At 62.1% G+C, this 23744-nt stretch carries 25 protein-coding genes, 1 pseudogene and 1 riboswitch; of the genes and pseudogenes, 7 read left to right on the plus strand and 19 right to left on the minus strand.

Going from position 1 to position 23744, the window contains the following annotated elements:
- The 6 genes and pseudogenes from CQ020_RS02420 to CQ020_RS02445 all read left to right on the plus strand — a co-directional run.
- Positions 1-453: pseudogene (locus CQ020_RS02420) on the plus strand (pyruvate dehydrogenase (acetyl-transferring), homodimeric type); the annotation flags it as partial.
- A gap of 208 nt (positions 454-661) precedes the next feature.
- Complete coding sequence (locus tag CQ020_RS02425; RefSeq protein WP_024817138.1) at positions 662-1906, plus strand: CdaR family transcriptional regulator; 1245 nt, start codon at positions 662-664, stop codon at positions 1904-1906.
- 88 nt (positions 1907-1994) lie between these two features.
- On the plus strand, positions 1995-2924 hold the full coding sequence (locus CQ020_RS02430) for an ACP S-malonyltransferase (protein WP_181151731.1): 930 nt from the start codon (positions 1995-1997) through the stop codon (positions 2922-2924).
- Positions 2921-3982: a beta-ketoacyl-ACP synthase III gene (locus CQ020_RS02435; protein ID WP_024817140.1), complete on the plus strand. Its 1062-nt coding sequence runs from the start codon at positions 2921-2923 to the stop codon at positions 3980-3982. The genes CQ020_RS02430 and CQ020_RS02435 overlap by 4 nt, the downstream gene beginning before the upstream one ends.
- 117 nt (positions 3983-4099) lie before the next feature.
- Positions 4100-4345 carry an acyl carrier protein gene (locus CQ020_RS02440; protein WP_011692310.1) on the plus strand — a complete coding sequence of 82 codons (246 nt, stop codon included), beginning with the start codon at positions 4100-4102 and terminating at the stop codon, positions 4343-4345.
- 132 nt (positions 4346-4477) lie between these two features.
- Positions 4478-5713: a beta-ketoacyl synthase gene (locus CQ020_RS02445; protein ID WP_105690421.1), complete on the plus strand. Its 1236-nt coding sequence runs from the start codon at positions 4478-4480 to the stop codon at positions 5711-5713.
- A gap of 138 nt (positions 5714-5851) precedes the next feature.
- On the opposite strand, the gene CQ020_RS02450 is transcribed toward CQ020_RS02445, so the two are convergent.
- The 17 genes from CQ020_RS02450 to CQ020_RS02530 form a co-directional block, all read right to left on the minus strand.
- Complete coding sequence (locus tag CQ020_RS02450) at positions 5852-6355, minus strand: DUF3145 domain-containing protein (protein ID WP_018776197.1); 504 nt, start codon at positions 6353-6355, stop codon at positions 5852-5854.
- A gap of 274 nt (positions 6356-6629) precedes the next feature.
- Positions 6630-7565 (minus strand): tyrosine recombinase XerC, encoded by a 936-nt coding sequence (locus tag CQ020_RS02455; RefSeq protein WP_105690422.1) that lies wholly within the window; start codon positions 7563-7565, stop codon positions 6630-6632.
- A gap of 52 nt (positions 7566-7617) precedes the next feature.
- Entirely contained in the window at positions 7618-8850 is a 1233-nt protein-coding gene (gene dprA, locus CQ020_RS02460) for a DNA-processing protein DprA (RefSeq protein ID WP_105690423.1), read from the minus strand.
- Positions 8847-10388, minus strand: coding sequence for a YifB family Mg chelatase-like AAA ATPase (locus CQ020_RS02465; protein ID WP_105690424.1), 1542 nt, complete (start codon positions 10386-10388; stop codon positions 8847-8849). Before CQ020_RS02465 ends, dprA begins: the two co-directional genes overlap by 4 nt.
- Positions 10388-10753: a YraN family protein gene (locus CQ020_RS02470; protein WP_105690770.1), complete on the minus strand. Its 366-nt coding sequence runs from the start codon at positions 10751-10753 to the stop codon at positions 10388-10390. Before CQ020_RS02470 ends, CQ020_RS02465 begins: the two co-directional genes overlap by 1 nt.
- Before the next feature lie 113 nt (positions 10754-10866).
- Positions 10867-11211 carry a DUF2469 domain-containing protein gene (locus CQ020_RS02475; RefSeq protein WP_018776202.1) on the minus strand — a complete coding sequence of 115 codons (345 nt, stop codon included), beginning with the start codon at positions 11209-11211 and terminating at the stop codon, positions 10867-10869.
- 67 nt (positions 11212-11278) lie between these two features.
- Positions 11279-12061: a ribonuclease HII gene (locus tag CQ020_RS02480; protein WP_105690425.1), complete on the minus strand. Its 783-nt coding sequence runs from the start codon at positions 12059-12061 to the stop codon at positions 11279-11281.
- A gap of 17 nt (positions 12062-12078) precedes the next feature.
- Positions 12079-12948: a signal peptidase I gene (gene lepB / locus CQ020_RS02485; RefSeq protein ID WP_105690426.1), complete on the minus strand. Its 870-nt coding sequence runs from the start codon at positions 12946-12948 to the stop codon at positions 12079-12081.
- Positions 12949-13626, minus strand: coding sequence for a signal peptidase I (gene lepB, locus CQ020_RS02490; protein ID WP_105690427.1), 678 nt, complete (start codon positions 13624-13626; stop codon positions 12949-12951).
- 80 nt (positions 13627-13706) lie between these two features.
- Positions 13707-14060 carry a 50S ribosomal protein L19 gene (rplS, locus tag CQ020_RS02495; protein ID WP_014922079.1) on the minus strand — a complete coding sequence of 118 codons (354 nt, stop codon included), beginning with the start codon at positions 14058-14060 and terminating at the stop codon, positions 13707-13709.
- A 267-nt stretch (positions 14061-14327) separates the two neighbouring features.
- Positions 14328-15128, minus strand: coding sequence for a tRNA (guanosine(37)-N1)-methyltransferase TrmD (gene trmD / locus CQ020_RS02500; RefSeq protein ID WP_105690428.1), 801 nt, complete (start codon positions 15126-15128; stop codon positions 14328-14330).
- Positions 15129-15683 (minus strand): ribosome maturation factor RimM, encoded by a 555-nt coding sequence (gene rimM, locus CQ020_RS02505; RefSeq protein WP_105690429.1) that lies wholly within the window; start codon positions 15681-15683, stop codon positions 15129-15131. It lies immediately after the preceding gene.
- A gap of 128 nt (positions 15684-15811) precedes the next feature.
- Entirely contained in the window at positions 15812-16054 is a 243-nt protein-coding gene (locus tag CQ020_RS02510; RefSeq protein ID WP_011775119.1) for an RNA-binding protein, read from the minus strand.
- A gap of 1 nt (position 16055) precedes the next feature.
- A complete protein-coding gene (gene rpsP, locus CQ020_RS02515) occupies positions 16056-16478 on the minus strand; it encodes a 30S ribosomal protein S16 (protein WP_024817151.1) in 423 nt (140 codons plus the stop codon).
- Positions 16479-16712: 234 nt separating this feature from the next.
- A complete protein-coding gene (locus CQ020_RS02520; protein ID WP_258141688.1) occupies positions 16713-17150 on the minus strand; it encodes a hypothetical protein in 438 nt (145 codons plus the stop codon).
- A gap of 122 nt (positions 17151-17272) precedes the next feature.
- Positions 17273-18145: a VOC family protein gene (locus CQ020_RS02525; protein ID WP_105690430.1), complete on the minus strand. Its 873-nt coding sequence runs from the start codon at positions 18143-18145 to the stop codon at positions 17273-17275.
- A gap of 78 nt (positions 18146-18223) precedes the next feature.
- A complete protein-coding gene (locus tag CQ020_RS02530) occupies positions 18224-19306 on the minus strand; it encodes an amidohydrolase family protein (protein WP_105690772.1) in 1083 nt (360 codons plus the stop codon).
- 83 nt (positions 19307-19389) lie between these two features.
- A riboswitch (TPP riboswitch) is annotated at positions 19390-19497 on the plus strand.
- Here CQ020_RS02530 and thiC point away from each other — a divergent pair.
- On the plus strand, positions 19493-21331 hold the full coding sequence (gene thiC / locus CQ020_RS02535; protein WP_105690431.1) for a phosphomethylpyrimidine synthase ThiC: 1839 nt from the start codon (positions 19493-19495) through the stop codon (positions 21329-21331). It overlaps the preceding riboswitch by 5 nt.
- Here thiC and CQ020_RS02540 read toward each other — a convergent pair.
- Positions 21314-22036, minus strand: coding sequence for an alpha/beta fold hydrolase (locus CQ020_RS02540; protein ID WP_105690432.1), 723 nt, complete (start codon positions 22034-22036; stop codon positions 21314-21316). The two genes, thiC and CQ020_RS02540, sit on opposite strands and share 18 nt — an antisense overlap.
- 115 nt (positions 22037-22151) lie before the next feature.
- On the minus strand, positions 22152-23732 hold the full coding sequence (gene ffh / locus CQ020_RS02545; protein WP_105690773.1) for a signal recognition particle protein: 1581 nt from the start codon (positions 23730-23732) through the stop codon (positions 22152-22154).
- Between the last annotated feature and the right edge of the window lie 12 nt (positions 23733-23744).

Genomic DNA, 23744 nt, shown 5'->3' on the forward strand with positions numbered 1-23744 from the left:
CGGATCCTGAACGAAGACTGGAACGTCGCCGCCACCGTGTGGTCCGTGACCTCCTGGAACGAACTCCGACGCGACGGACTCGCCGCCGAAGAACACGCCTTCCTCAACCCCGGCCAACCCGGACGCACCCCGTTCATCACCGAACAACTCGCCAACACCACCGGACCGGTCATCGCCGTGTCCGACTACATGAAAGCCGTCCCCGACCAAATCCGCCAATTCATCCCCAACGACTTCGCCTCCCTCGGAGCAGACGGCTTCGGCTTCTCCGACACCCGCCAAGCCGCACGCCGCTACTTCAAAAACGACACCCACTCCATCGTCGCCAAAACCCTCCAACTCCTCGCCGCCAAGGGAGAAGTTGAAGCAGGTGCGCTGGAAAAGGCGATCGAAAAGTACAGGCTCTTGGACGTGAACGCCGGCACCACCGGCGGAGCAGGCGGCGACGCCTAAACAGTTCGCCGGACAGTTTGTGGAATAACTCCAGCAAACAACAGCGACGCAAGCACTAACCGCGACGGCGGCTTTCACCACAAGGTGAGGGCCGCCGTCGGGCTTTAACCGGGTTGGAGCATGCCTGCCTAGGACGTGACCAGCAACAACTTCAGTTGTAGCCTTCTCACAAATGGAGCTTGTCAGGGATGGGCCGTATGCTCGTTCCATGGCAGAGCCGAGCAAAACCACCACCAAGCGCAAGGCAGCGCCCCAGGCATTGTCACCCGAAAAGGCCGAAACCCTGCGGCAACTCCGCGCCAATGTGGGCCAATTGTCCACCAGCACCATGCGGCAACTGGAGAAATCACTGCCGTGGTACGGCCGTCTGAGCTCCGATGAACGCTCCGCCTTGGGCCTGGTGGCCCAAAACGGCATTGCCGCCTTTGTGACGTGGTACGAGCGGCCAAGTTCGCCCTCGTGGATTCTTACCGACGTCTTCGGCAACGCCCCTACCGAACTGACCCGCTCCATCAGCCTGCAAAAGGCCCTTCAACTGATCCGGATCGTAGTGGAAGTGGTCGAGGACCAGGTTCCTGTTATAGCGCCGGAATCAGACCAGCCCTCGCTCCGCGAAGCAGTGCTGCGTTACTCGCGGGAAGTAGCCTTCGCGGCCGCCGATGTGTATGCGCGGGCTGCGGAATCCCGCGGTTCCTGGGATACACGCCTTGAGGCGTTGATCGTTGACGCTATTCTGCGGGGTGAAAACACGGATGCCTTGCGCTCCAGGATCGCAGCGCTCGGTTGGAAAGCACAGGAGCGATTCACTGTGATGGTGGGAAATTCGCCGTCGGAACCCAGCGCCAGTTACGTCAGCGAACTACGCCGAACCGCCGGACGTTTCGCGGAGGATGCCTTGGTAGGCATTCAAGGCGATCGCCTTATTCTGATCCTCGGTGGCGTCAATGACCGCGATACCGCCTACGTCAAGCTCAGTGAGCTCTTCGCCCCCGGCGCCGTGGTTTACGGTCCGGAGGCAAGCTCGTTGCTGGAGGCGAGCAGTTCAGCGCAGGCTGCGTTCGCTGGGCTCACAGCAGCCCGCGCATGGCCTTCCGCACCGCGCCCCGTAGCTGCAGACGACTTACTCCCGGAGCGTGTTGTTTCCGGTGACGACGCGGCCCGCAGATCACTGATCAAGAACATTTACAGGCCCTTGCTGGCTGCCTCGAATGGGCTCGTTGAGACCCTGGGGACGTACTTGGAGCTCGGTCACTCGCTGGAGGCCACGGCGCGTGAATTGTTCGTCCATGCCAACACTGTGCGCTACCGTTTGAAGCGTGTCTGCGACGTGACAGGCTGGGATCCGCTCCTCCCCCGGGAGGCGTTTGTGCTGCAAACGGCGTTGGTGGTGGGCCGTCTTTCAGCCCAACCGAAAGCCGCTCCCGAACGTCACACGTCACGTTCGCAGAACTGAACCGTTGTAGACTTCCTACAAACTGACCCAGTGAGCTTGGTGTACCAAAACACCAGTGGATCACGCGGCAATTTGGAAAGCTGGATACGTGCTTGCAATCGTCTGCCCTGGACAGGGCTCCCAGACCCCCGGATTTTTGGCCCCTTGGCTGGAACTCCCCTCCGTCGAAGGCCAATTGGCCGCACTAAGCGAAATCGCAGGCATTGACCTCAAGGCCCACGGAACCACGTCGAATGAGGAGACCATCAAGGACACTGCCGTGGCGCAGCCCCTGATCGTCGCTGCCGGCCTGGTTGCTGCCAAGTCCTTGTTCGATGTGGAACTCAGCACCCTTCCCGTCATCCTCGCCGGACATTCCGTTGGCGAAATCACGGCTTCAGCCCTCGCCGGTGTCCTCACCGAGCCGGAGGCCATGACCTTCGTTCGGGAGCGCGCCAACAGCATGGCCGCAGCAGCTGCCGTGACGCCCACGGGCATGAGCGCAGTTGTGGGCGGAGACCCCGCCGAGGTCCTGGCAGCCATTGAGGCCGCGGGCGCCACTCCGGCCAACGTCAACGGGGCCGGACAAACGGTAGCCGCGGGAACGTTCGAACAGCTCAAGGCTTTGGCGGACAACCCACCGGCGAAGGCACGCGTCATCCCCCTGAAGGTCGCCGGTGCCTTCCACACTTCACATATGGCACCAGCAGTCAGCGCCCTCGAAGCGCTGAAGCCATCCTTGTCGCCGCAGAACCCGGCTGTTCCGCTGTTGTCCAACTTCGACGGCAAGGAAGTGACCGCAGGTCCTGCAGCAGTGGAAAGCCTGATCGCGCAGGTCTCACGGCCCGTCCGTTGGGATCTGTGCATGGAAACGTTGGTTGAGCGTGGCGTCACCGGCGTCATTGAACTGGCACCTGCCGGCACACTCGCCGGGCTTGCAAAGCGCGGCATGCCGGGCGTCAAGACTGTGGCCGTCAAGACCCCGGATGACCTGTCCGCGGCTCTCGCGCTCTTCGCAGAACTGGAGGGACAGGCATGAGCACCCCCGTATTGAACAAGGCTGTTGTCAACGAGAATGCCCGCATCCTGGGCATCGGTGCGTACCGCCCGGACGTCATCGTCACCAACGACGACGTCTGCCAGTGGATCGACTCCTCGGACGAATGGATCCGCCAGCGCACCGGCATCATCACCCGCCACCGCGCTGCTGCTGACGTCAGCGTCATCGACATGGCAGAAGGCGCTGCCCGCGAAGCGCTCAAGCAAGCCGGAATCGAGGCCTCCCAACTGGGCGCCGTGATCGTGTCCACTGTGACGCACCCGTACGCGACGCCATCAGCTGCTGCTGCACTCACCGACCGTTTGGGCGCGACGCCGGCACCCGCCTTCGACATCTCGGCCGCCTGCGCAGGGTACTGCTACGGAGTGGCCCAGGCTGACGCCCTGGTCCGTTCCGGTGCGGCCCAGTACGTCCTGGTTGTCGGTGCGGAGAAGCTCTCCGACGTCATCGACAACCACGAGCGCACCATCTCCTTCCTGCTCGGCGACGGCGCAGGTGCCGTTGTGGTTGGCCCGTCCGACACTCCCGGCATCGGCCCCTCGGTCTGGGGCTCGGATGGCAGCAAGTGGGACGCGATCGGCATGACCCACTCCCTCGAGGACGTCAAGAAGCTGGGCGAATCCGCGCGGCACTCCGACGAAATCGACGATCCCGCCATTCTTTCGGCAACCCAGGATGTTTGGCCCACCCTGCGCCAGGACGGTCAGACAGTTTTCCGCTGGGCCGTCTGGGAAATGGCCAAGGTAGCCCAGCAGGCTCTGGATGCCGCGGGCATCGAAGCCAGCGACCTCGCTGCCTTCGTTCCCCACCAGGCAAACATGCGAATCATCGACGAGATGGTCAAGAAGCTCAAGCTTCCCGAATCTGTTGTCATCGGCCGCGACATCGCCCAAGCAGGAAACACGTCCGCGGCATCCATCCCGTTGGCAACACACCGCCTGCTTCAGGAGAACCCTGAGCTCAGCGGTGGCCTGGCTCTGCAGATCGGGTTCGGCGCCGGACTGGTCTTCGGCGCCCAGGTAGTGGTTCTGCCGTAGCCGGGCCTCCTCCCGGCTACCAACAGCCAAACTGAATACGACTTACAAACCCAAGCCGCAACCCGCGGTTTGCCCCCTTTCCGGCAGTAGCCGGTCCAACAAGAAAAGGAGCCAACAATGGCTAGCAACGAAGAGATCCTGGCCGGCCTGGCTGAAATCGTCAACGAAGAAACCGGCCTCGCCACCGAAGCCGTGGAGCTGGACAAGTCCTTCACCGAGGACCTGGACATCGACTCCATCTCCATGATGACCATCGTCGTGAACGCTGAAGAGAAGTTCGGCGTACGTATCCCGGACGAAGAGGTCAAGAACCTCAAGACCGTCGGCGACGCCGTCAGCTTCATCGCCAACGCACAGGCCTAGTCCTGACACAAGCTGTGCCGGGCCGGGATTCCTATCCTTGCGCCCGGCACAGCCGCAGTAACACCCATAGATTTTCTTGCCTCCCCCTGTGAACCGCGCATGCGGGACGGCTATCCGACAGAGAGTGATCGCATGGCACGCAAAGTAGTCATAACCGGTCTGGGGGCCACCACTCCCATCGGCGGCGACGTACCCACAATGTGGCAGAACGCGCTGAAAGGGGTCTCCGGCGCCCACACGCTCGGCGACGAGTGGGTGGCCAAGTACGACCTCCCCGTCCACTTTGCTGCCCGGGCCTCGACACCGGCACTTGAGGTCCTGAGCCGCGTAGAGGCCAAGCGCATGGACCCGTCAACCCAGTTCGGCGTTATCGCCGCCCGGGAAGCCTGGGCCGATTCCGGCATTGAAGAAATAGACCACGACCGTCTGGCCGTCGCATTCGCCACAGGAATCGGCGGCGTTTGGACGCTTCTGGACGCCTGGGACACCCTTCGCGACAAGGGCCCGCGGCGCGTGCTGCCCATGACAGTGCCCATGTTGATGCCCAACGGCGTAGCGGCGGCAGTGAGCCTTGACCTCGGCGCACGCGCCGGCGCTCACACACCTGTCTCTGCCTGCGCATCCGGTACCGAGGCAATGCACCTTGGGCTGGACCTGATCCGCTCCGGCAAGGCTGACGTTGTCATGTGTGGAGGCGCCGAAGCGGCCATCCACCCGATGCCGATGGCTGCTTTCTCCTCCATGCAGGCGCTGTCCCGCAGGAACGACGACCCCGAACGCGCCTCCCGGCCTTACGACATCGACCGTGACGGCTTTGTCATGGGCGAAGGCGCCGGTGCTCTGGTCCTCGAGGCCGAGGAACACGCGATTGCACGAGGCGCGCGCATTTACGCTGAACTCGCCGGAACATCCGTGACTGCCGACGCTTACCACATCACAGCACCGGACCCCGAGGGCCTGGGCGCCACCCGTGCCCTTAAGGCAGCAATGTTCGATGGCAGGATCCAGGCGGAGGACGTGGTGCACGTCAATGCGCACGCTACCTCGACGCCTGTTGGCGACAAGCCCGAGTACACAGCCCTGCGGGCCGCTCTGGGGACCCATGTGGACAACGTTGCGGTATCCGCTACGAAGTCGCAGATGGGCCACCTCCTGGGCGCTTCAGGGGCCGTTGAAGCCGTACTGACCGTGCTGGCCGTCTACGAACGCAAGGCGCCGGTCACCATCAACCTCGAGAACCAGGATCCGGAGATTCCCCTCGACGTCGTGACCTCCGTTCGCGATCTTCCCCAGGGAGACATCGTGGCCTTGAGCAACTCGTTCGGCTTCGGCGGCCACAACGCCGTCATCGCAGTCCGTAACGTCTAAGCCGGACTCCTGCCACCAAACATGGAGGCACGGGTGTTCAGACATGAGAAGGGCCCCACCTGCTGGTGGGGCCCTTCTCATTGCTATGGGGAATCGCTTTGAGTCAGCGCTGACGAGCAACACTGCTAGCCGGCAAGACTAACCAACTTGGTGCAACCAGCGCACGGGAGCACCTTCAGCTGCGTGGCGGAAGGGCTCCAGTTCCTCATCCCACGCTTCACCCAAGGCTAATGAAAGCTCATGGTAAACAGCTGAGGGGTCTCCCGCGCCGGACTCGTAGGCGTAGCGGATGCGGTCCTCGGTCACCATGATGTTGCCGTGCACATCAGTGACGGCATGAAAAATGCCCAACTCAGGGGTGTGTGACCAACGAGCACCGTCCACACCCTGGCTTGGTTCCTCGGTCACCTCGTAGCGCAAATGAGCCCAGCCCCTCAGAGCGGACGCCAATTGGGCCCCAGTACCGGGAGCGCCGGTCCACGACAACTCCGCCCGGAACATTCCCGGCGCGGCAGGTTGAGGGGTCCACTCAAGATCGGTTCGCTTATCCACGACCGATCCAATGGCCCACTCAACGTGCGGGCACAGTGCCGTAGGGGCCGAGTGCACGAACAGGACACCGCGGGTTGTTGCAACAGACATTCCATCCTCCATAGCTGTAGGTACGTCTTCCCCAACGACCTCTGCCTGGATGGTGCTGCTGCTGCCGGACGCCGTGGAACTCAAGCGGCCCTGACAGGCTATTTAGTTTTGGGAACACAACTGCGTTTTCTAGATACTTCTTTGTTTCACAGGTACTTACGGACGATACTGACACAGTTCTAACCCTCAACCGTGAATTGAAGGTTTCCCCCGTGGTGCTTTCATTTTGCCGTACCCTGCCCGTTTCCGCCAGTATGGCATGTGCTGGGCACAGTCAGGCCCTTGGATGCGCTTGCTGGTAGCTCTTACGGAGGCGGTCCACGGATACGTGGGTGTATATCTGCGTGGTTGCCAGGCTGCTGTGACCGAGTATTTCCTGTACAGCGCGCAAGTCCGCTCCCCCGTCCAGCAAGTGGGTAGCCGCGCTGTGCCTGAGCGCGTGCGGCCCTGTGGCTGATGTGTCACCCAACGCCTGCAAGAGTTCGCTGACCACAGCCCGGACTTGGCGCGGATCAACCCGGTTGCCGCGCACTCCCAGGAACAAAGCGGGACCGCTCGTGCCAGTCACCAGTACTGGCCTCCCCCGCCTGAGCCAATCATCCACGGCCAGAGCAGCCGGAACACCGAACGGAACAGTGCGCTCCTTGTTGCCCTTACCCAGCACGCGGAGCGTGCGTCGATCCGGGTCAAGGTCATCGATGTCCAGCCCCGCCAGTTCACCGACGCGGACTCCGGTGGCATATAAAAGCTCCACCATTGCCCTGTTGCGCAAGGCCATTGGACCACCGTCCGCTGCCGCATTTTTCAGATCATCCACCATCCGTGAGACCTGCTGTTGCTGAAGGACCCCCGGCAGGGACTTGTCCCGCTTGGGTGCCCGCAAACGGACTGCGGGGTCCGTCGCGATGAGTTCTTCCCGGAGCGCCCACCCCGTGAAGGACCTTGCCGTCGCGGCCCGGCGCGCCAGCGTGGCCCGCGCCATGCCGGACTCGCTCTGCGCTCCAAGCCAGCGCCGCAAGGAGCCCAACTCCAGTTGTCCAAGTTCCTGAACGCCCTCCAATGCGGCAAAGCCGAGGAGACTTTCAACATCGGCAAGGTACGCACGAACAGTGTGCGCAGATCTGGCGCGTTCGCCCTCCAAGTAGCGCCGAAAGCCTTCGACTGCATTTTGAAGAGATGCTGGCAATGTTGGATCGTTCACCCTTCCCACTGTGCCAGTCCTCGTCGCAAACAAGGAGTACCAACATGCTTCCCCTGCAGGACTAGGACGTTTTGGCCCGTTTCCATGCACCCCGTTCTGAACTGGCCAAACCCATCAGCCCCAGCCGGCCAAGACCCGCGCGCACAGCGTCCACGCTCAGTCCGGCCACCACAGTCAGCTTCTCCACCGAGCTGGTGGATCTGAGCGGCAGAGCATCCAGGAGTATGAGATCTTCCAGGGAAAGGCCGTCGTGCACGGCGGCGGCGCCGACCCTGTCCTCACTTGTGCCTTCACCTATGGCGCCGGCGAGCTCGGCTATCTCCCCCACGTCGGTGACACAGACGGCTCCCCCGTCACGGAGGAGACGGTGGCATCCTGCCGAGTTGGCGCTGTGAATGGATCCGGGGACAGCGGCAACAACCCTTCCGATGGTTTCAGCATGATGGGCCGTGTTGAGGGCTCCCGATCTCCATCGAGCCTCCACAACCACGGTTACAGACGCAAAGGCTGCGATGATCCGGTTCCGTTGCAGGAACCTGTACCGGGTGGGAGCGGAACCGGGCGGGACCTCTGACATCACAGCCCCCTGAGTGGACACTGCCCGAAGAAGGTCCTCGTTGCCAGAGGGGTAGAAACGATCCACGCCACCTGCCATGACGGCGATGGTGGGCATACTGGCCACTCCGCCGCTCAAGGCCCCGCGGTGGGCATGGGCGTCGATGCCATAGGCCCCGCCGGAGACCACGGTAAATCCGCGCTGCGCCAGGCCGTAGGCGAAGTCGCCAGTGACGGATGCTCCGTAGCTGGTGCTGTCCCTCGATCCAACCAAGGCAATGGTCTGCCCGACGGACGGCAGAGACTGTTCCCGTCCCCGCCACCACAGGCAAAGGGGCTCCTGGAGTCCCAAGGCTTCCAGTTGTGCGGGCCACAGCTCATCTCCCGGGATGATCAACCGCCCGCCCAGCCTGTTCATCGTCTCCAGGTCCCGGTCCGGCGCGAGATCAGCAATACGGGGCGCCCATCGTCGAAGGCTCGCCGGTAGCCCTGCCCAGGACGAAGGCCCACCTCCGTCCACCAACAGCGCTGAGATCTCCCGCTCCAGGTTTGGCCCTGCGCGCAGCTCACCGGTTGCGATACCCAGAGTATCTATTGCACCTACTGCCCGCACCAGTGCCAGGCCCACAGAGTCCTGGGGCTCCATGAGCCTGGCCAGTGCCGCTCTGGCAATTCGTTCTCTCTCTTGCTTCCCTACAACAGCCATGGCTGTGAATCCCTTCGCGTCGCTATTACTCATGTGGCAGCCGCAGCTTGGCGCAGGCCCAAAGCTTGACCAATGTGATCGATGTCCGGCGCATCGCTATGCCCCAGATCTGCCAAGGTCCATGCCAACCGAAGGACGCGGTCATAGCCGCGTGCAGTGAGGGTGCCACGTTCCAGCGCCGTGTCCAGAATCCGGGTGGTCCCTGGGGCCAGCCGCAGCTCACCCCGCAAGGTGCGCCCCGGCACCTGCGAATTGGTCTCAAGCCCCATCTCCAACAACCGCTCCAGCTGCCTCTCCCTGGCAGCCAGGACCCGTGCAGCGACAGCGCGGGTATCTTCTTCCTTGCCGCCATGGCCAAAGTCAGCCAGAGACACCCGTTCAACCTGCAACTGAATATCAACGCGATCCAACAGCGGCCCCGAAATACGACCAAAATACCTGCGGCGCATCATGGCAGTGCATGTACAGTCCAGGCCCTTCCCGGACGCTTTGCCGCACGGACATGGATTGGCGGCAAGTACGAGCTGAAACCGGGCCGGGTATGCAGCCGTCCCTGCCGAACGATGTATCACCAGCTCTCCGCTCTCCAGAGGCTGCCTGAGGGCATCCAGGACCCGGCGCTCATACTCCGGAGCTTCGTCAAGGAACAAGACGCCACGATGTGCACGCGATGCGGCCCCGGGCCTGGGAAGTCCCGAGCCTCCACCGATGATGGCCGCAGAGGTGGCGCTGTGGTGGGGATTTTCAAAGGGTGGCCTGCGAATGAGCCTCACAGCGCTTGACTGGACAGCGGCCAGCGAGTGGATGGCGGTCACCTCCATGGCCGCTGTGTCGGCCAAGTCCGGGAGCAGGCCCGGCAAACGCTCTGCCAGCATCGTCTTACCTGCCCCCGGCGGCCCTGTCAGCAACATGTGGTGGCCACCGGCAGCGGCTACCTCCAAGGCGCGGCGTGCCTCGCCTTGCCCCGACACGTCAGAGAGGTCCGGCATCAACGGTTCGATATCCGTGTCATCCTCAGGAACATCGACGTCACCAGGGTTGTAGTCGAGGGCGAGGTCTTTGGGGTCCGCGCCAAAGTCATAGGCAAGCCGGGCAAGGGTTTTGTAACCGCGAACCTTCGCTCCCGGGACCAGTGATGCTTCCGCAGCGTTGGCGTCAGCCACCACAACGTCCGGGTATCCCGCTTGAACAGCCGCCATGACTGCAGGGAGGATGCCACGTACCGGCCTCAAGCGTCCATCAAGCCCAAGCTCTGCCATAAACACGGTTCCACCAATTTCGCGGATGTCGCCGGCCGCACGGAGCACGGCCATGGTGATGGCCAGGTCAAATCCAGAGCCCCGCTTGGGAAGGGATGCCGGGATCAGATTGGCCGTGATCTTACGTCTGCTCAGGGGGATTCCGGAGTTTTGGGCGGCCGACCGAATGCGCTCTTTAGCTTCGTTCAAAGCAGCATCGGGTAACCCCAGGATGACGAAGTTTGGAAGCGTTTGGCCGATGTCAGCTTCTACCTCCACGATGTAACCGTTGAGCCCCACCAGGGCAACGCAGTAGCTGCGCCCGACCCCCATCAGCCGACACCGCGCAAGTGCTCCAGTTTTGGCTCACCGACGCCGCTGTCAATGACGGAAACAACATCGATCCGCGTGCGCAGCACCGCAAGATCATGCTCGCGGCACCACGACGACGAGAGCCGATGAAGACGCGCCAGCTTGGCGGCACCCACCGCCTCAAAAGGATGACCGTAGTCCAGGCTCTTCCGGGTCTTGACTTCGGCAATAACCAGGATGTCGCCTTCGACTGCCACGAGGTCGATCTCACCGTCCGGGCACCGCCAATTGCGATCGACGATCCGCATTCCCTGGTTCTCCAGAAAATCGGCCGCCAGTGCTTCACCGTTGCGGCCAAGCAGGTCTTTTGCTCTCATGACCACCACCTCCAAACACCAGTTTTCAGGCTGGCGGGGTGCGGCGGCAGGGGGTCACGGCGCTATGTGGGTAAAGGTGAAGAAGTCAGGGCTGTGGAGGAATACTGGCTCAGAGGGCCGGATTAGTTTCCGAGATCTCCCAGATCGCCAAGGCCGCCATCCTTCGGCAAAGCCAGGTCCTCGCTCCGCGGGAGTTCCTCTACGTTGACGTCCTTGAAGGTGATGACCCGGACATTCTTGACGAAACGTGCAGAACGGTAGACATCCCAGACCCAGGCATCCTGCAGGGTCAGGTCAAAATAGACTTCACCGTCGGCGCTGCGGGCCTGCAGGTCCACGTGGTTGGCCAGATAGAAACGCCGCTCGGTTTCCACTACATAGCTGAACAGACCGACAACATCCCGGTACTCGCGGTAGAGCTGAAGCTCCATATCGGTTTCATAGTTCTCAAGGTCCTCGGCGCTCATAGTTCCATCTTGCACTATCTGACGGGCAGCAAGCGCCACGCCAGTGGCAGCGCGGGTCAAGGACGCGTCAGTCCGGGTCGGGCCCCGTGAGGTTCCAGCTTGTCCGGTGATAAACGCTTGGGCCTTGCGAGCGGATGACATCCCGGTGGGCAGAAGTGGCGTAGCCCTTATTGACGTTCCAGCCATAGGAGGGGATTTCCGAATGCAGGTCCACCATGATCCGGTCCCGGGCAACTTTGGCCAGGACACTGGCAGCGGCCACACTAAGGCAGCTCATATCCGCTTTGATCCTGGTCTGCACAGGCGCCTCGCACCACGGGCCGGGCTCGGGACTGTCGAAGAGCGAGGCCTGAACGTCCGGAGAAAGCCAATTGTGGCTGCCGTCCAGCAGCACCATATCCGGCGTGATGCCGCCTTCAAGGATCTCAAACCAAGCACGGGTTCCGGCCAGCCGCAAAGCGGCGATGATGCCGATTTCATCAATCTCCCGCGATGAGGCATGCCCGACGGCGGAGGCCACAGCCCACTCACGAACCAGGGGTTCCAGTCTGTCCCGGTCCTCGGGCTTGAGCAGCTTGCTGTCCCTGACGTCAGCCAGCAGACCATGCTCTTCCAGGTTCACCACCGCGATGCCCACACTGACCGGGCCTGCCAGGGCTCCCCGCCCAACCTCATCTACTCCGGCAAGTAAACGCACGCCGGAGGACAAGTAGGACCGCTCGATGTCCAAGGTGGGGTATCCCAGCGGGCTCTTGGCCTTAGTGGTTGATTTAGCCTTTGACTTGGCCAGAGCTTTGCCAGGAGCTTTGCCAGGAGTCTTGCCCTTGGAACTGGTAGCCATTGATGCCATTTCTTGTCCCAGGTGCCTTACTTGGCCGGGGTACCTTCAGGGACGTCACGGAAAACGTCCTGATAGTTATCGAGGATGGTCCATCGGTTAATCGGCCAGGCAATGACGGTGGCTTTGCCTTCAACATCCTCGATGTTGATGAAGCCCCCGTTGACTTCCTGGTGCATCCGGGAATCTTCGGAGTGGTTGCGGTTGTCGCCCATCACCCACACCTTTCCTTCCGGAACAACAATATCGAAGGTCTTCGGCTGCGGAATCTCGGCCGGGTTGATGTAGGTTTCGTTCACCGGCACCCCATTGATGGAAAGACGGCCCTCCGCATCACAGCAGGAAACCCTGTCGCCCGGGAGGCCGATGATGCGCTTCACCAGGTGCTGATCATTGTTATCGGGAGCCAAACCAACGAACTCCAAGCCGTCTCCCACCCAGTCCATGGGGCCGGCCGGCTTCGTCGCAACGGGCGGCAACCAAGCCTGGGCATCCCTGAAGACCACAACATCCCCGCGTGCCAGATCGAAGGGACCAGGCACCAGGAGATTGATGAAGATACGGTCATTGACGTCCAAGGTGCTTTCCATGGACTCGGACGGTATGTAGAACGCCCTGAACAGGAAAGTCTTGAGAAGGAAGGACAACACCAGTGCAATCGCCACTACGGTGACGATCTCCTTGACCCACACGAGCACCGGGTTTTTACGCGGTTTCTCAGCTGCGTGGGATCCCCCTTCGGAGCCCCCGGCACGTGACTCGTCTGCCTCCACGCGTGAACCGGGCACGACGTCGTCAACCGGGCCAGCCTCAGCCATGCCCTCGGCCCTGGCCGTTCCATCCGAGAGCCGGGCGCCATCGTGGTACCGCTCGGGGTTCTCTGGAGCTTTGTCCGGCATTTACTGTCCGTTCTTCGGTGGTGTTTCGGCCTGCGCTGAGCGAGGCATTTCTGCAAATCTATCAAGTGGCCAGACGATCCGGACCGGTTGGCCTATAACGCGATCGACGGGCACCATGCCGCCGCCAGGGGCACCCAGGAGTCCACGCGAATCAGCAGAACGCGAACGGTGATCACCCATGAGCCAGAGGCGGCCTTCAGGAACCACGACGTTGAATTTCTGTTTGCTGGTTTCGTCCCCCGGATAAAGATAGGGTTCCTCAAGAACCTGACCATTCACCGTGAGATGACCTGCCGCGTCGCAGCACTGAACGTGGTCACCCCCCACACCAATCACCCGCTTCACGTACGTGGTGTCGCTGCCGGTGAGCCCGAACCACTGGCTTGCAGCCGACACCGCATCAACAAACGGCCCCTGCCCACTGCTCAGGGGGTCGAAGGAACCGCGGCCATCGAAAACAACAATGTCCCCGCGGCGTATCGGTTCGGAGGTGAAGGCCGTCCGCGAGACCAGGATCCTGTCCCCTTCTTCAAGAAGGGGTTCCATGGACTCTGAAGGAATGTAGTAAACATCCAGCCACAAGGACCGGACCAGGCCGCTGATCGCGACGGCAAGCAGCAGTGCGAGCAAAACAAAACGCCAGCCCTGTTTCCGGGGCTGGCGTTCTGATGTGTCCATGACTCGTATCCCTGTTGCGTTGCGGATTGCTCCGGAACAACCGGGCACGAATCCTGGACCCGTTATGTAAGTCGGAGGACTTACTTGGCGAAGTCGCGCTTTTCCTTGATCTTCGCAGCCTTACCGCGCAGTGCGCGCATGTAGTAAAGCTTGGCGCGGCGGACGTCACCCTTGGTGACGACCTCGATCTTGTCGATGATCGGGGAGTGTACCGGGAAGGTACGCTCTACGCCGACACCGAAGGAAACCTTACGCACGGTGAAGGTTTCGCGAACGCCGTCACCCTGGCGGCCCAGGACGAAGCCCTGGAATACCTGGACACGGGAGTTCTTGCCTTCGATGATGTTGACGTGAACCTTGAGGGTGTCGCCCGCGCGGAACTCCGGAACATCGTTACGCAGCGAGGCTGCATCTACGCTATCGAGGATATGCATTAATCCACTCCTGGTGAACGCCACAGGTCATTCACTTTGGGTTACGGCAGACAAGCCCGGGGCACGAAAGGCCTACCGGAAATCTCCGCCGAAGTTTCTTAGTGTCCAGCTCTGCCACTGATTGGCATCGCCGGGTTGTCCGACTGTTGGCTGAACTCCCCCTGTGGCAGGTGTCAGCCCAGCAGACACAAGGGTTAATTCTGCCATAGTCGCCACCATCCGGCCAACTGTCCGGTTCCCCGCAACTTTCGACGGCGGGAAGTGGCCTTAGTTTTCGGTCGCGCCGCCGGGCTTGGCACGTAGGCGACCATCAACGACGTCGTAGCCGAGGTCCGCGAGGGCCTGCCGGTCAGCGCGACTCAAGCGGCCGGCGTCGAACCCTTCCATAAGATCCGGCCTGCGTTCAGCCGTCCGTCGGAATTGCTCGTGGCGCCGCCACTGTGCAATCTTGCCGTGGTTGCCGCTGAGGAGGATCGGAGGGACGTCGTGGTCCCGCCACGCTGAAGGCTTGGTGTAGACGGGATACTCCAGGAGGCCATCGGAGTGGGACTCCTCAATCAGGGATTCCGGGTTGCCCACCACACCTGGAAGGAGTCGCCCGATTGCTTCGACCATGGCCAACACCGCCACCTCACCTCCATTGAGGACGTAGTCGCCGAGGCTGACGGGCCGGACCGTGAAATGATCCTGTGCCCAGTCGATGACGCGCTCGTCAATGCCTTCGTAGCGGCCGCAGGCGAAGACGAGCTGATCTTCTTCGGCCAGCTCATAGGCCAGGGCCTGGTTGAACTTCTCTCCTGCCGGTGACGGAACAATCAGCACCGGCTTGGAGCCTTCTCGGACCGCCGCAACCGATTCCAGGGCTTGCGCCCAGGGTTCGGGTTTCATGACCATTCCGGCGCCGCCACCATACGGGGTGTCATCCACCGTGCGGTGTTTGTCCGTGGTGAAGGTGCGCAGATCGTGGACGTTCAGCTCCAGCAATCCGTCCTGGCGGGCCTTGCCTATGAGTGATAGCTCCAGCGGCGCGAGGTACTCAGGAAAGATACTGACAACATCGATCCTCATTCAGGCATCATCCCCGGCGCCATCCTTGGGCTCCTTGGGGTTCTCGTCGTTGATCTCGAAGAGGCCCGTCGGCGGAGTGAGGAGGATGTAGCCGCCCTCTACGTTGACCTCCGGAACAATTTCGTCCACGAAGGGAATGAGGATTTCCTTGCCGTCCGCATCCTTGACCGTCAACAGATCCTGGACGGGCAAGGTGGTGAGCGCGGCAACTTTGCCCACTACCTGCGAACCAACCCGGGCTTCCAGGCCGACCAGCTCGTGCTCGTACCAGCCCTCGTCGTCGTCTTCGTCGTCGAGTTCCTCGGTTTCGATGAAGAGCTTGGCTCCCCGGATGACCTCGGCCGCGTTGCGGTCGGCAATTTCTTCGAAGCCAAGCAGGAGGATGTCCTTATTCCACCGCGCGCTGCGGATGGTCAAGGGGCCGGCGGAGGCGGGCTCCACGACGAACTCGGTTCCGGCGACGAAACGCTCGGAGGGGGCGTCGGTGAGTACTTGCACCGTAACCTCGCCACGGATGCCATGGGGTTTGCCGATCCGGGCCACCTGGAGCTGCATGGGTTCCTCTGAATTCTTGTAGTGCCCGCGCCGCAGGGCAACGGACAGTCAATGGTGGATAAAGCAATCCGGCCCCTCCACCATATTCGGTGAAGGGGCCGGATCTAAGACAAGTAGTGCTGAGCGCGTTACCGGCGACGGTCGGTGTCGACGACGTCGACCCTGACCTGCTCGCCACCAGCCAAAGCTGCAACCACTGTGCGCAATGCGCGTGCGGTGCGTCCTTGACGGCCGATCACCCGTCCGAGGTCCTCCTGGTGAACACGCACCTCGAGGGATTCCCCGCGGCGGTTGTTCTTGGCACTGACCTTGACATCCTCAGGGCTGTCAACGATCCCACGGACCAAGTGCTCGAGCGCTTCTGCCAGCAACTTACTCAGCCTCGGTGGTCTCTGCTTCAGCCTCGGCCGGAGCCTCGGCAGCTTCGTCCTTCTTGGCCTTCTTGGTGATGGCTTCCGGGATGATGACGGAACCCTTCTCCGGTGCTACGAAGGCTTCCTTCGGAGCTTTGGTCTTCAGGGTGCCTTCCTGGCCCGGGAGGCCCTTGAACTTCTGCCAGTCACCGGTGATCTTGAGGATCGCGGCAACCTGCTCGGTCGGCTGGGCGCCAACGGAAAGCCAGTACTGGGCGCGCTCGGAAGCGACCTCGATGTACGACGGCTCTTCGGTGGGGTGGTACTTGCCGATTTCTTCAATGGCACGGCCATCGCGCTTGGCGCGGGCATCCATGACGACGATGCGGTAGTACGGTGCGCGCATCTTACCGAAGCGCTTAAGGCGAATCTTTACGGCCACTTTTGTGGTCACTCCTGTTTCTGAAACGAGGTTGAACCCGACGTTCTGCACCCGTGGGGCGGGCCATACTTGACGGTTCGAAGGACAAGATACGAGCACGGAGAGAGGGGCCGCACCGATCGAGTACCTGTCTATTGTGCCAGATGCCCGGAATAAATACGACTTCGGCCACGCGGGTGGGCGTGATCTTCCCCACTCCCCCGCTCAATCCTGAGGCTTAGGCCAACCCAGCCATCATTCGGACCAAACGTACAGCCCGGTGCGCTCCGCCTTCTCAACGTCCGTTGCGAGGGCAGCCAGTTGTTGGACATACTGACGCGATTGAGCGGCATCGAAAGGCATATCGTCCTGCGCAGCCCAAGCAGCAGCGACGTCGTCGAGAACGTTGGCGTCGCCTTCGCTCTCATAGGTGAGAAGCTCGGCAAGAGCCCGCACCATGGCTTCAGGGACACCCAGGAGGGCATCACTGGTGACGTCCACCAGGGCAAGCTCATAATCAGCCCCGGCGGCGTGGACGGCTTGCCCGGCGAGATCGCCCAACTGTTCCACTTCGAAGTCGGTAAGGCCGTCAATCCGCACGGCCGGGCCGGTCACATCCGCCCCCTTGGCCAGGGCCGCTGCCCGCTTGAGTGCTTCATCGTGGGTGGCTACAAAGATTTCGGCAAAGCCCATGGAGAGTACTCTCATTCCTTCGTGCTGACGGGGCAGCGGCACGGAATCCGAGGGGCTCCGCGCCGTCTCCTTCCAGCCTAGTGCAGCGCAGCGGGCGTGCGGGCAACCCGCCGGGCACAGCTTTACCGGACCGCAACCCGCAGTTTGTTCCTCCATGGGTCCTCGAAGTGAAGCTCTGCTCCGGTGTGATGATGCTGCACCCCCGCAACCTTGAGGCGATCGCCCAGCGCTGCGACATGGTCATTACCGGGGACTTCGATCAGCACCTCTCCCAGGCCCAGGGTGTCCTTACGGGGTCCGGCTCCGCGACTATTCCAGACGTTCATGGCCATGTGATGGTGATATCCGCCTGCGGACACGAACAGTGCCTGGCCGTGCCACCCCGCAGTCCGCTCGAATCCGAGTGTGTCCACGTAAAACTTTTGCGCAGTCTCCACGTCCCCCACTTGCAGGTGAACATGCCCGATTCCGGCAGCGGCCTCGAGTTGCCCTGTCACGGCAGCTTCACTCAGGTGCTGCTGGAGGAAGCGTTGCGGGGGCAAGGCCACGTTGTCCATGACCACGTTCTTGCCATCCCATTGCCACAGTTCGCGGGGTTTGTCGTAGTAGAGCTCAATGCCGTTGCCCTCGGGGTCGGTGAAATAGAACGCCTCGCTGACGAGGTGGTCGGCGCTGCCCGCAAAAGCGCGGGGTTCATACTGGGCGGCGCTGGCAATGGTGGCTGCCAATGACGGCTGGTCCTCGAACAGGATGGCTGTGTGAAACAGGCCGGCCTCGCCGCGCCCCGGAATCTGCAGCCCCGCCGCCGGAGCAAGGTGAACCACCGGCTTGCCGACACGCCCCAGATACAGCCCGCCATCCTGCTCGGCAACCACCTTCAGGCCCAGGGCGCGCTGGTAGTAGTCGCTCATGACCTTCATGTCGCCAACCTTGAGCATGACGGTGCCCATGGTGAGTTCGGCAGGCAGAAGATCCTGACTGGATGAAATGGTCATGTGAAGCTCCCGGTTCTGAGGTGGCCGCGCATCGGCATCCTTCTACCTCTATAAATTACTTGAAGCTTCAATTTATTCCTAACGGATGACAATTCCCCCAAGGACAATGTGCTTGAGGTCAGTTACCGTCGCAAGGTGGCGCCGCGGATCCTCACTACACAGCACGACGTCGGCGCGGGCACTCTCGCTAATGCCCTCGGCTCCCAGCCACGTCCGGGCGCCCCACGCGGCGGCGTCCAGGACAGCGGCAGGCGGCAGGCCGGCGTCGTGCAGTTCCATCATTTCGTCCGCAATCCTGCCGTGTTTGATGACGCTTCCCGCATCGGTCCCGGCATAGATCGCGACGCCTGCCTCAAATGCTTCCAGCACCCGCTCCCTCCGGCGCTCCCACAGGCGCGTCATGTGGTGGGCGTAGTCGGGGAACTTTGGCCCTGCCTGTGCAGCGATATCCGGGAAAGTCGCGATATTGATCAAGGTGGGCACCATCGGCACGGACTGCTCCAGCAACCGTGGAATGTGCCGCGGCAACAGGCCAGTGGCGTGCTCGATGCAGTCGATGTTGGCATCGAGCATGTCGTCGATGGTGTCCTCGGCAAAGCAATGAGCCGTCACCCGGGCACCTTCGTCATGGGCGGCCGCGATGGCGTCCTTGACGAGCTTTGCCGGAAACGACGCGGCGAGGTCGCCGACGCCGCGATCGATCCAGTCGCCCACCAGTTTCACCCAGCCGTCGCCGTCCCGGGCTTCCTTTCGGACGGTCTCCACCAACTGCTCAGGCTCAATTTCATGGCCCAAACCACGGAGGTAGCGCCGGCTCCGGGCGATATGCCGACCAGAGCGGATCAGCCGGGGCATGTCCGATCTTTGCTGCATCCAGCGGGTGTCGCTGGGTGACCCGCAATCACGGATAAGCAGCGTTCCGGCGTCGCGGTCTGCCTGGGCCTGAGCCAGGGTGGTGACCTCGTCAACCGAGCCGCCGACACCCAGCCCGATGTGGCAATGGGCATCTACGAAACCAGGCAAAACCCAGCCCTCCAACACCACGTCCGGCATGACCGTGGGGCGCTGGAAGGTCAGAACTCCCTCCACAGACCACAGCCCGCGCCGCTCGTCGTCCGCCGAGACGAGCACAGGTCCACTGAATTCGATGATGTTGGCCATGGCAAAAGCGTAGCCGGGGAAGTCCCGCGCAGCCTGTCGCCTGCATGTGACTGGGCGGCCGTTAGGAGCTGTGGTAGCTTCGTCTACGACCACACGGGGGCCCCTGCAGGGGCTGAGATCGGACTGACGCAGTCTGCGACCGTTGAACCTGTCCGGGTAATGCCGGCGAAGGAAGTGAGTATTCCCTTGAGCACCACAGAAACACAGCACAGCCCTGTCGAAAATCAGTCCAACGCTGTCAAAAATCAGTCCGTTACGCAGTCCTTGACGTCCCACTCGTTGGCCTGGTTGGAAGATCCCCACCATGGCATACGGGTCCCCGTTACGGAGATCGCGCTGGAACCCTCCCCCAACGGTCAAGCCAACCCGCCTCTGCAGGTGTATCGGACCGCAGGCCCGGGCAGCGATCCCGTGGTGGGCCTTGAGCCGTTCCGTGCGCCATGGATTGAAGCCCGCGCAGACACTGAGGCGTATTCGGGGCGCGAACGGAACCTGCTCGATGACGGTAAATCGGCAGTCCGGAGAGGAGCAGCTACAGCGGAGTGGAAAGGCGCGCAGCCGGTGCCGCGCCGTGCCGTCACGGGTAGGACCGTCACTCAAATGCACTACGCGAAACGGGGCACTGTGACGCAGGAGATGCAGTTCGTGGCGTTGCGGGAAAACTGTGACGTTGAACTGGTCCGCAGCGAAGTCGCCGCGGGAAGGGCGATCATCCCCAACAACATCAACCACCCCGAATCCGAGCCGATGATCATCGGCAAGGCGTTCCTGGTCAAGATCAATGCCAACATCGGAAACTCGGCAGTCACCAGCTCCATTTCCGAGGAAGTGGACAAACTGCAGTGGGCAGCCCGGTGGGGCGCTGACACAGTGATGGACCTCTCCACGGGAGATGACATCCACACCACCCGCGAATGGATCATCCGCAACTCGCCCGTTCCCATTGGGACAGTCCCCATATATCAGGCGCTGGAAAAGGTGAACGGCGAGGCCAACAAGCTGACCTGGGAAATCTTCCGCGACACCGTGATCGAGCAGTGCGAGCAAGGCGTGGACTACATGACCATCCATGCAGGCGTGCTCCTGCGGTATGTGCCGCTCACAGCCAACAGGGTCACAGGCATTGTTTCCCGAGGCGGCTCCATCATGGCCGGATGGTGCCTGGCACACCACCAGGAGAACTTCCTCTACACGCACTTTGACGAGCTATGTGAAATCTTTGCCCAGTACGATGTCGCGTTCTCCTTGGGAGACGGGCTGCGTCCCGGTTCCATTGCGGACGCCAACGACGCCGCGCAGTTCGCCGAGTTGGATACGCTGGCAGAGCTGACACAGCGGGCGTGGGAGTTTGACGTCCAGGTGATGGTGGAAGGCCCCGGCCACATTCCCTTCCATCTGGTGCGCGAGAACGTTGAGCGCCAGCAGGAACTGTGCAAGGGTGCCCCGTTCTACACCCTGGGTCCGTTGGTGACTGACATCGCCCCCGGCTATGACCACATCACCTCGGCCATCGGGGCCACGGAAATTGCTCGCTACGGTACGGCAATGCTTTGCTATGTGACCCCGAAGGAGCACCTGGGGCTTCCCAACAAGGACGACGTCAAGACTGGCGTCATCACGTACAAGATCGCGGCACATGCGGCAGACCTCGCCAAGGGGCACCCAGGAGCACACGAACGTGATGATGCACTTTCCAAGGCGCGGTTCGAGTTCCGCTGGAGGGACCAGTTCGCTTTGTCCCTGGACCCGGTCACGGCGGAAGCGTTCCATGACGAGACACTGCCTGCAGAACCCGCCAAAACCGCCCATTTCTGCTCCATGTGCGGACCCAAATTCTGTTCGATGCGCATCAGCCAGGACATCCGGGACGAATACGGATCGGCAGAATCCCAGGCTGCAATCGCAGGAATGTATGACGGGATGCGCGAAAAGAGCGAGGAGTTCCTGGCTTCAGGAGGAAAGGTGTACCTGCCGGAGCTTCAGGTCCCCGCGAACCAAGGCAGCAGCTCAGGAGGCCTGAACTGACATAGCCCGGCCCACATCCGCGATGAACGAGCGGATAACCTGATCGCCGTCAATGGAATCCTGGGGCCGGTGTCCGCCCGCTGCTACGCGGCGGAGGGCACCGGTTTCCTGGAGGTAGCCCGCGATTTCCTCGTAGAGGGGTTCCCACCCGCCGGTGAGGACCAGGGTGGGGACCCCTGGAACAATCTGGAGCGGCGCCTCCCATGGCGGCGCCTGGAGCCTGAGCCTGCGGGCGGAACGCCGGGCTTCGGCAGTGTCCAGCCCACCCGTTTCAGCAGAGAAAGCCCGTCGGAAATACTCACGCTGATAATCGGCGTCATTGAGTTGCTTGCGGGCGTCGAACAGCGGTTCCATGAGGGCCCGGTGGGAGCCCGTGGCCGGAAGCTCAGCCGTCAGGGACAGACATGCGGGCTCAACCAGAGTGAGCGAATGCACCAGCTCGGGGCGTTCGATTGCTGCCAGCATGGAGGAGATGGCACCTTGCTCGTGAGCCACGATGTGTCCTCCGCCGGAATCGGCCAAGGCGTTGATCACTATTGCGACGTCTGCCGCGACGTCGGACTCCACGGGGTCGGCAAGGGCATCAAAGCCGTGCCGCCGGAGGAAGAGGGCGTCATAAGCGAGGGCCATGCCATGTTGCTTCGGCCATGCCGCAGCACCGAAACTGCCCAGACCGTGAACGAAGACTACGCGCTGCTTATGCATTGATTCAGCCTATTCCACGGCACCGACATCCCAACAGACTGGCAATTTTGCCGGGCCCGAGCCGCTCTCAGCGTCTTCAGCGCGGCCACTCATGCCAGCCTGTTGGATGCGACGTTTATTTGCCGAGGAACTTGTCAAAGCCCTTGGGAAGATTGAGCGACGACGGATCGAAGTCTGCTGCACCCTGGCCAAAAGCCGCTCCGGTAGGGGCCGCCGAGGCAGCGTTTGCCCGCTTGGCTTCTGCATCACGCAGCTCTTGGGCTGCCTTGGCAGGGTTGCCCGAGCGGGCCTTCTTCTTAGGTGCGTTCTTGCCGCCCTTGCGTCCACCTCCGGGACCTCCGAGGCCGGGCATCCCGGGCATCCCGGGCATACCGCCGCCCTGGGCCAGCTTCTTCATCATCTTCTGGGCTTGGGCGAAGCGCTCCAGCAGGCCATTGACCTCGGAGACATGCACACCGGAACCCTTGGCGATACGGGCACGGCGTGAGCCGTTGATGATCTTCGGAGCAACACGCTCGTGCGGAGTCATGGAGCGGACGATTGCCTCGACGCGGTCGATCTCTTTTTCGTCGAAGTTCTCAAGCTGCTGGCGGATGTTCTGCGCACCCGGCATCATCATGAGCATCTTTTTCATGGAGCCCATGTTGCGGATTTGCTGCATCTGGGCGAGGAAGTCGTCCAGGGTGAAGTCTTCCTGGTCGGCGAACTTCTTCGCCATCCGGGCAGCTTCGTCCTTGTCCCACGACCTCTCGGCCTGTTCGATCAGTGTGAGGACGTCACCCATGTCCAGGATGCGGGAAGCCATGCGGTCCGGGTGGAAGAGCTCGAAATCATCCAGGCCTTCACCCGTGGACGCAAACATCACCGGCTTGCCAGTCACGGACGCGACCGAAAGTGCGGCACCGCCGCGGGCATCGCCGTCGAGCTTGGACAGCACGATACCGGTGAAGTTGACGCCCTCATCGAACGCCATCGCCGTGTTGACAGCGTCCTGGCCGATCATGGAGTCAATGACGAAGAGGACTTCGTTGGGAATGATCGCCTGGCGGATGCGGCGGGCCTGATCCATCATCTCGGCGTCGACGCCAAGACGACCTGCAGTGTCAACAATGACGACGTCGTGCAGCTTCTGGCGCGCTTCCTCGACACCGGCCTTGGCTACGGCGACGGGGTCCCCGGCAGGGTGCTCGAGCTCGGAGGTGGCGCCGGGGTGCGGAGCGAAGACGGGGACGCCTGCGCGCTGTCCCACAACCTGAAGCTGCGTCACTGCGTTGGGGCGCTGAAGATCGCAAGCCACCAGCATGGGGCTGTGACCCTGGGACTTGAGCCACTTGGACAGCTTGCCGGCAAGAGTGGTTTTACCGGCACCTTGGAGGCCGGCAAGCATGATGATGGTGGGGCCGGTCTTGGCCAAACGGATACGACGGGTTTCGCCGCCGAGGATCTCTTTGAGTTCCTCGTTGACGATCTTGACGATCTGCTGGCTCGGGTTCAATGCTCCCGAGACTTCGGCGCCCAAGGCACGTTCACGGATACGGCCTGTGAACTCGCGGACCACGGATACTGCAACGTCCGCATCCAGCAAGGCACGGCGGATCTCACGAACGGTGGCATCGACGTCAGCCTCGGTGAGGCGGCCCTTGCCACGAAGGTTCTTGAAGGTTGCTGTCAACCGGTCAGAGAGTGAATTGAACACGCGCCGTGCACT

The organism is Arthrobacter sp. MYb23, from assembly GCF_002979775.1.
Classification (GTDB): domain Bacteria; phylum Actinomycetota; class Actinomycetes; order Actinomycetales; family Micrococcaceae; genus Arthrobacter.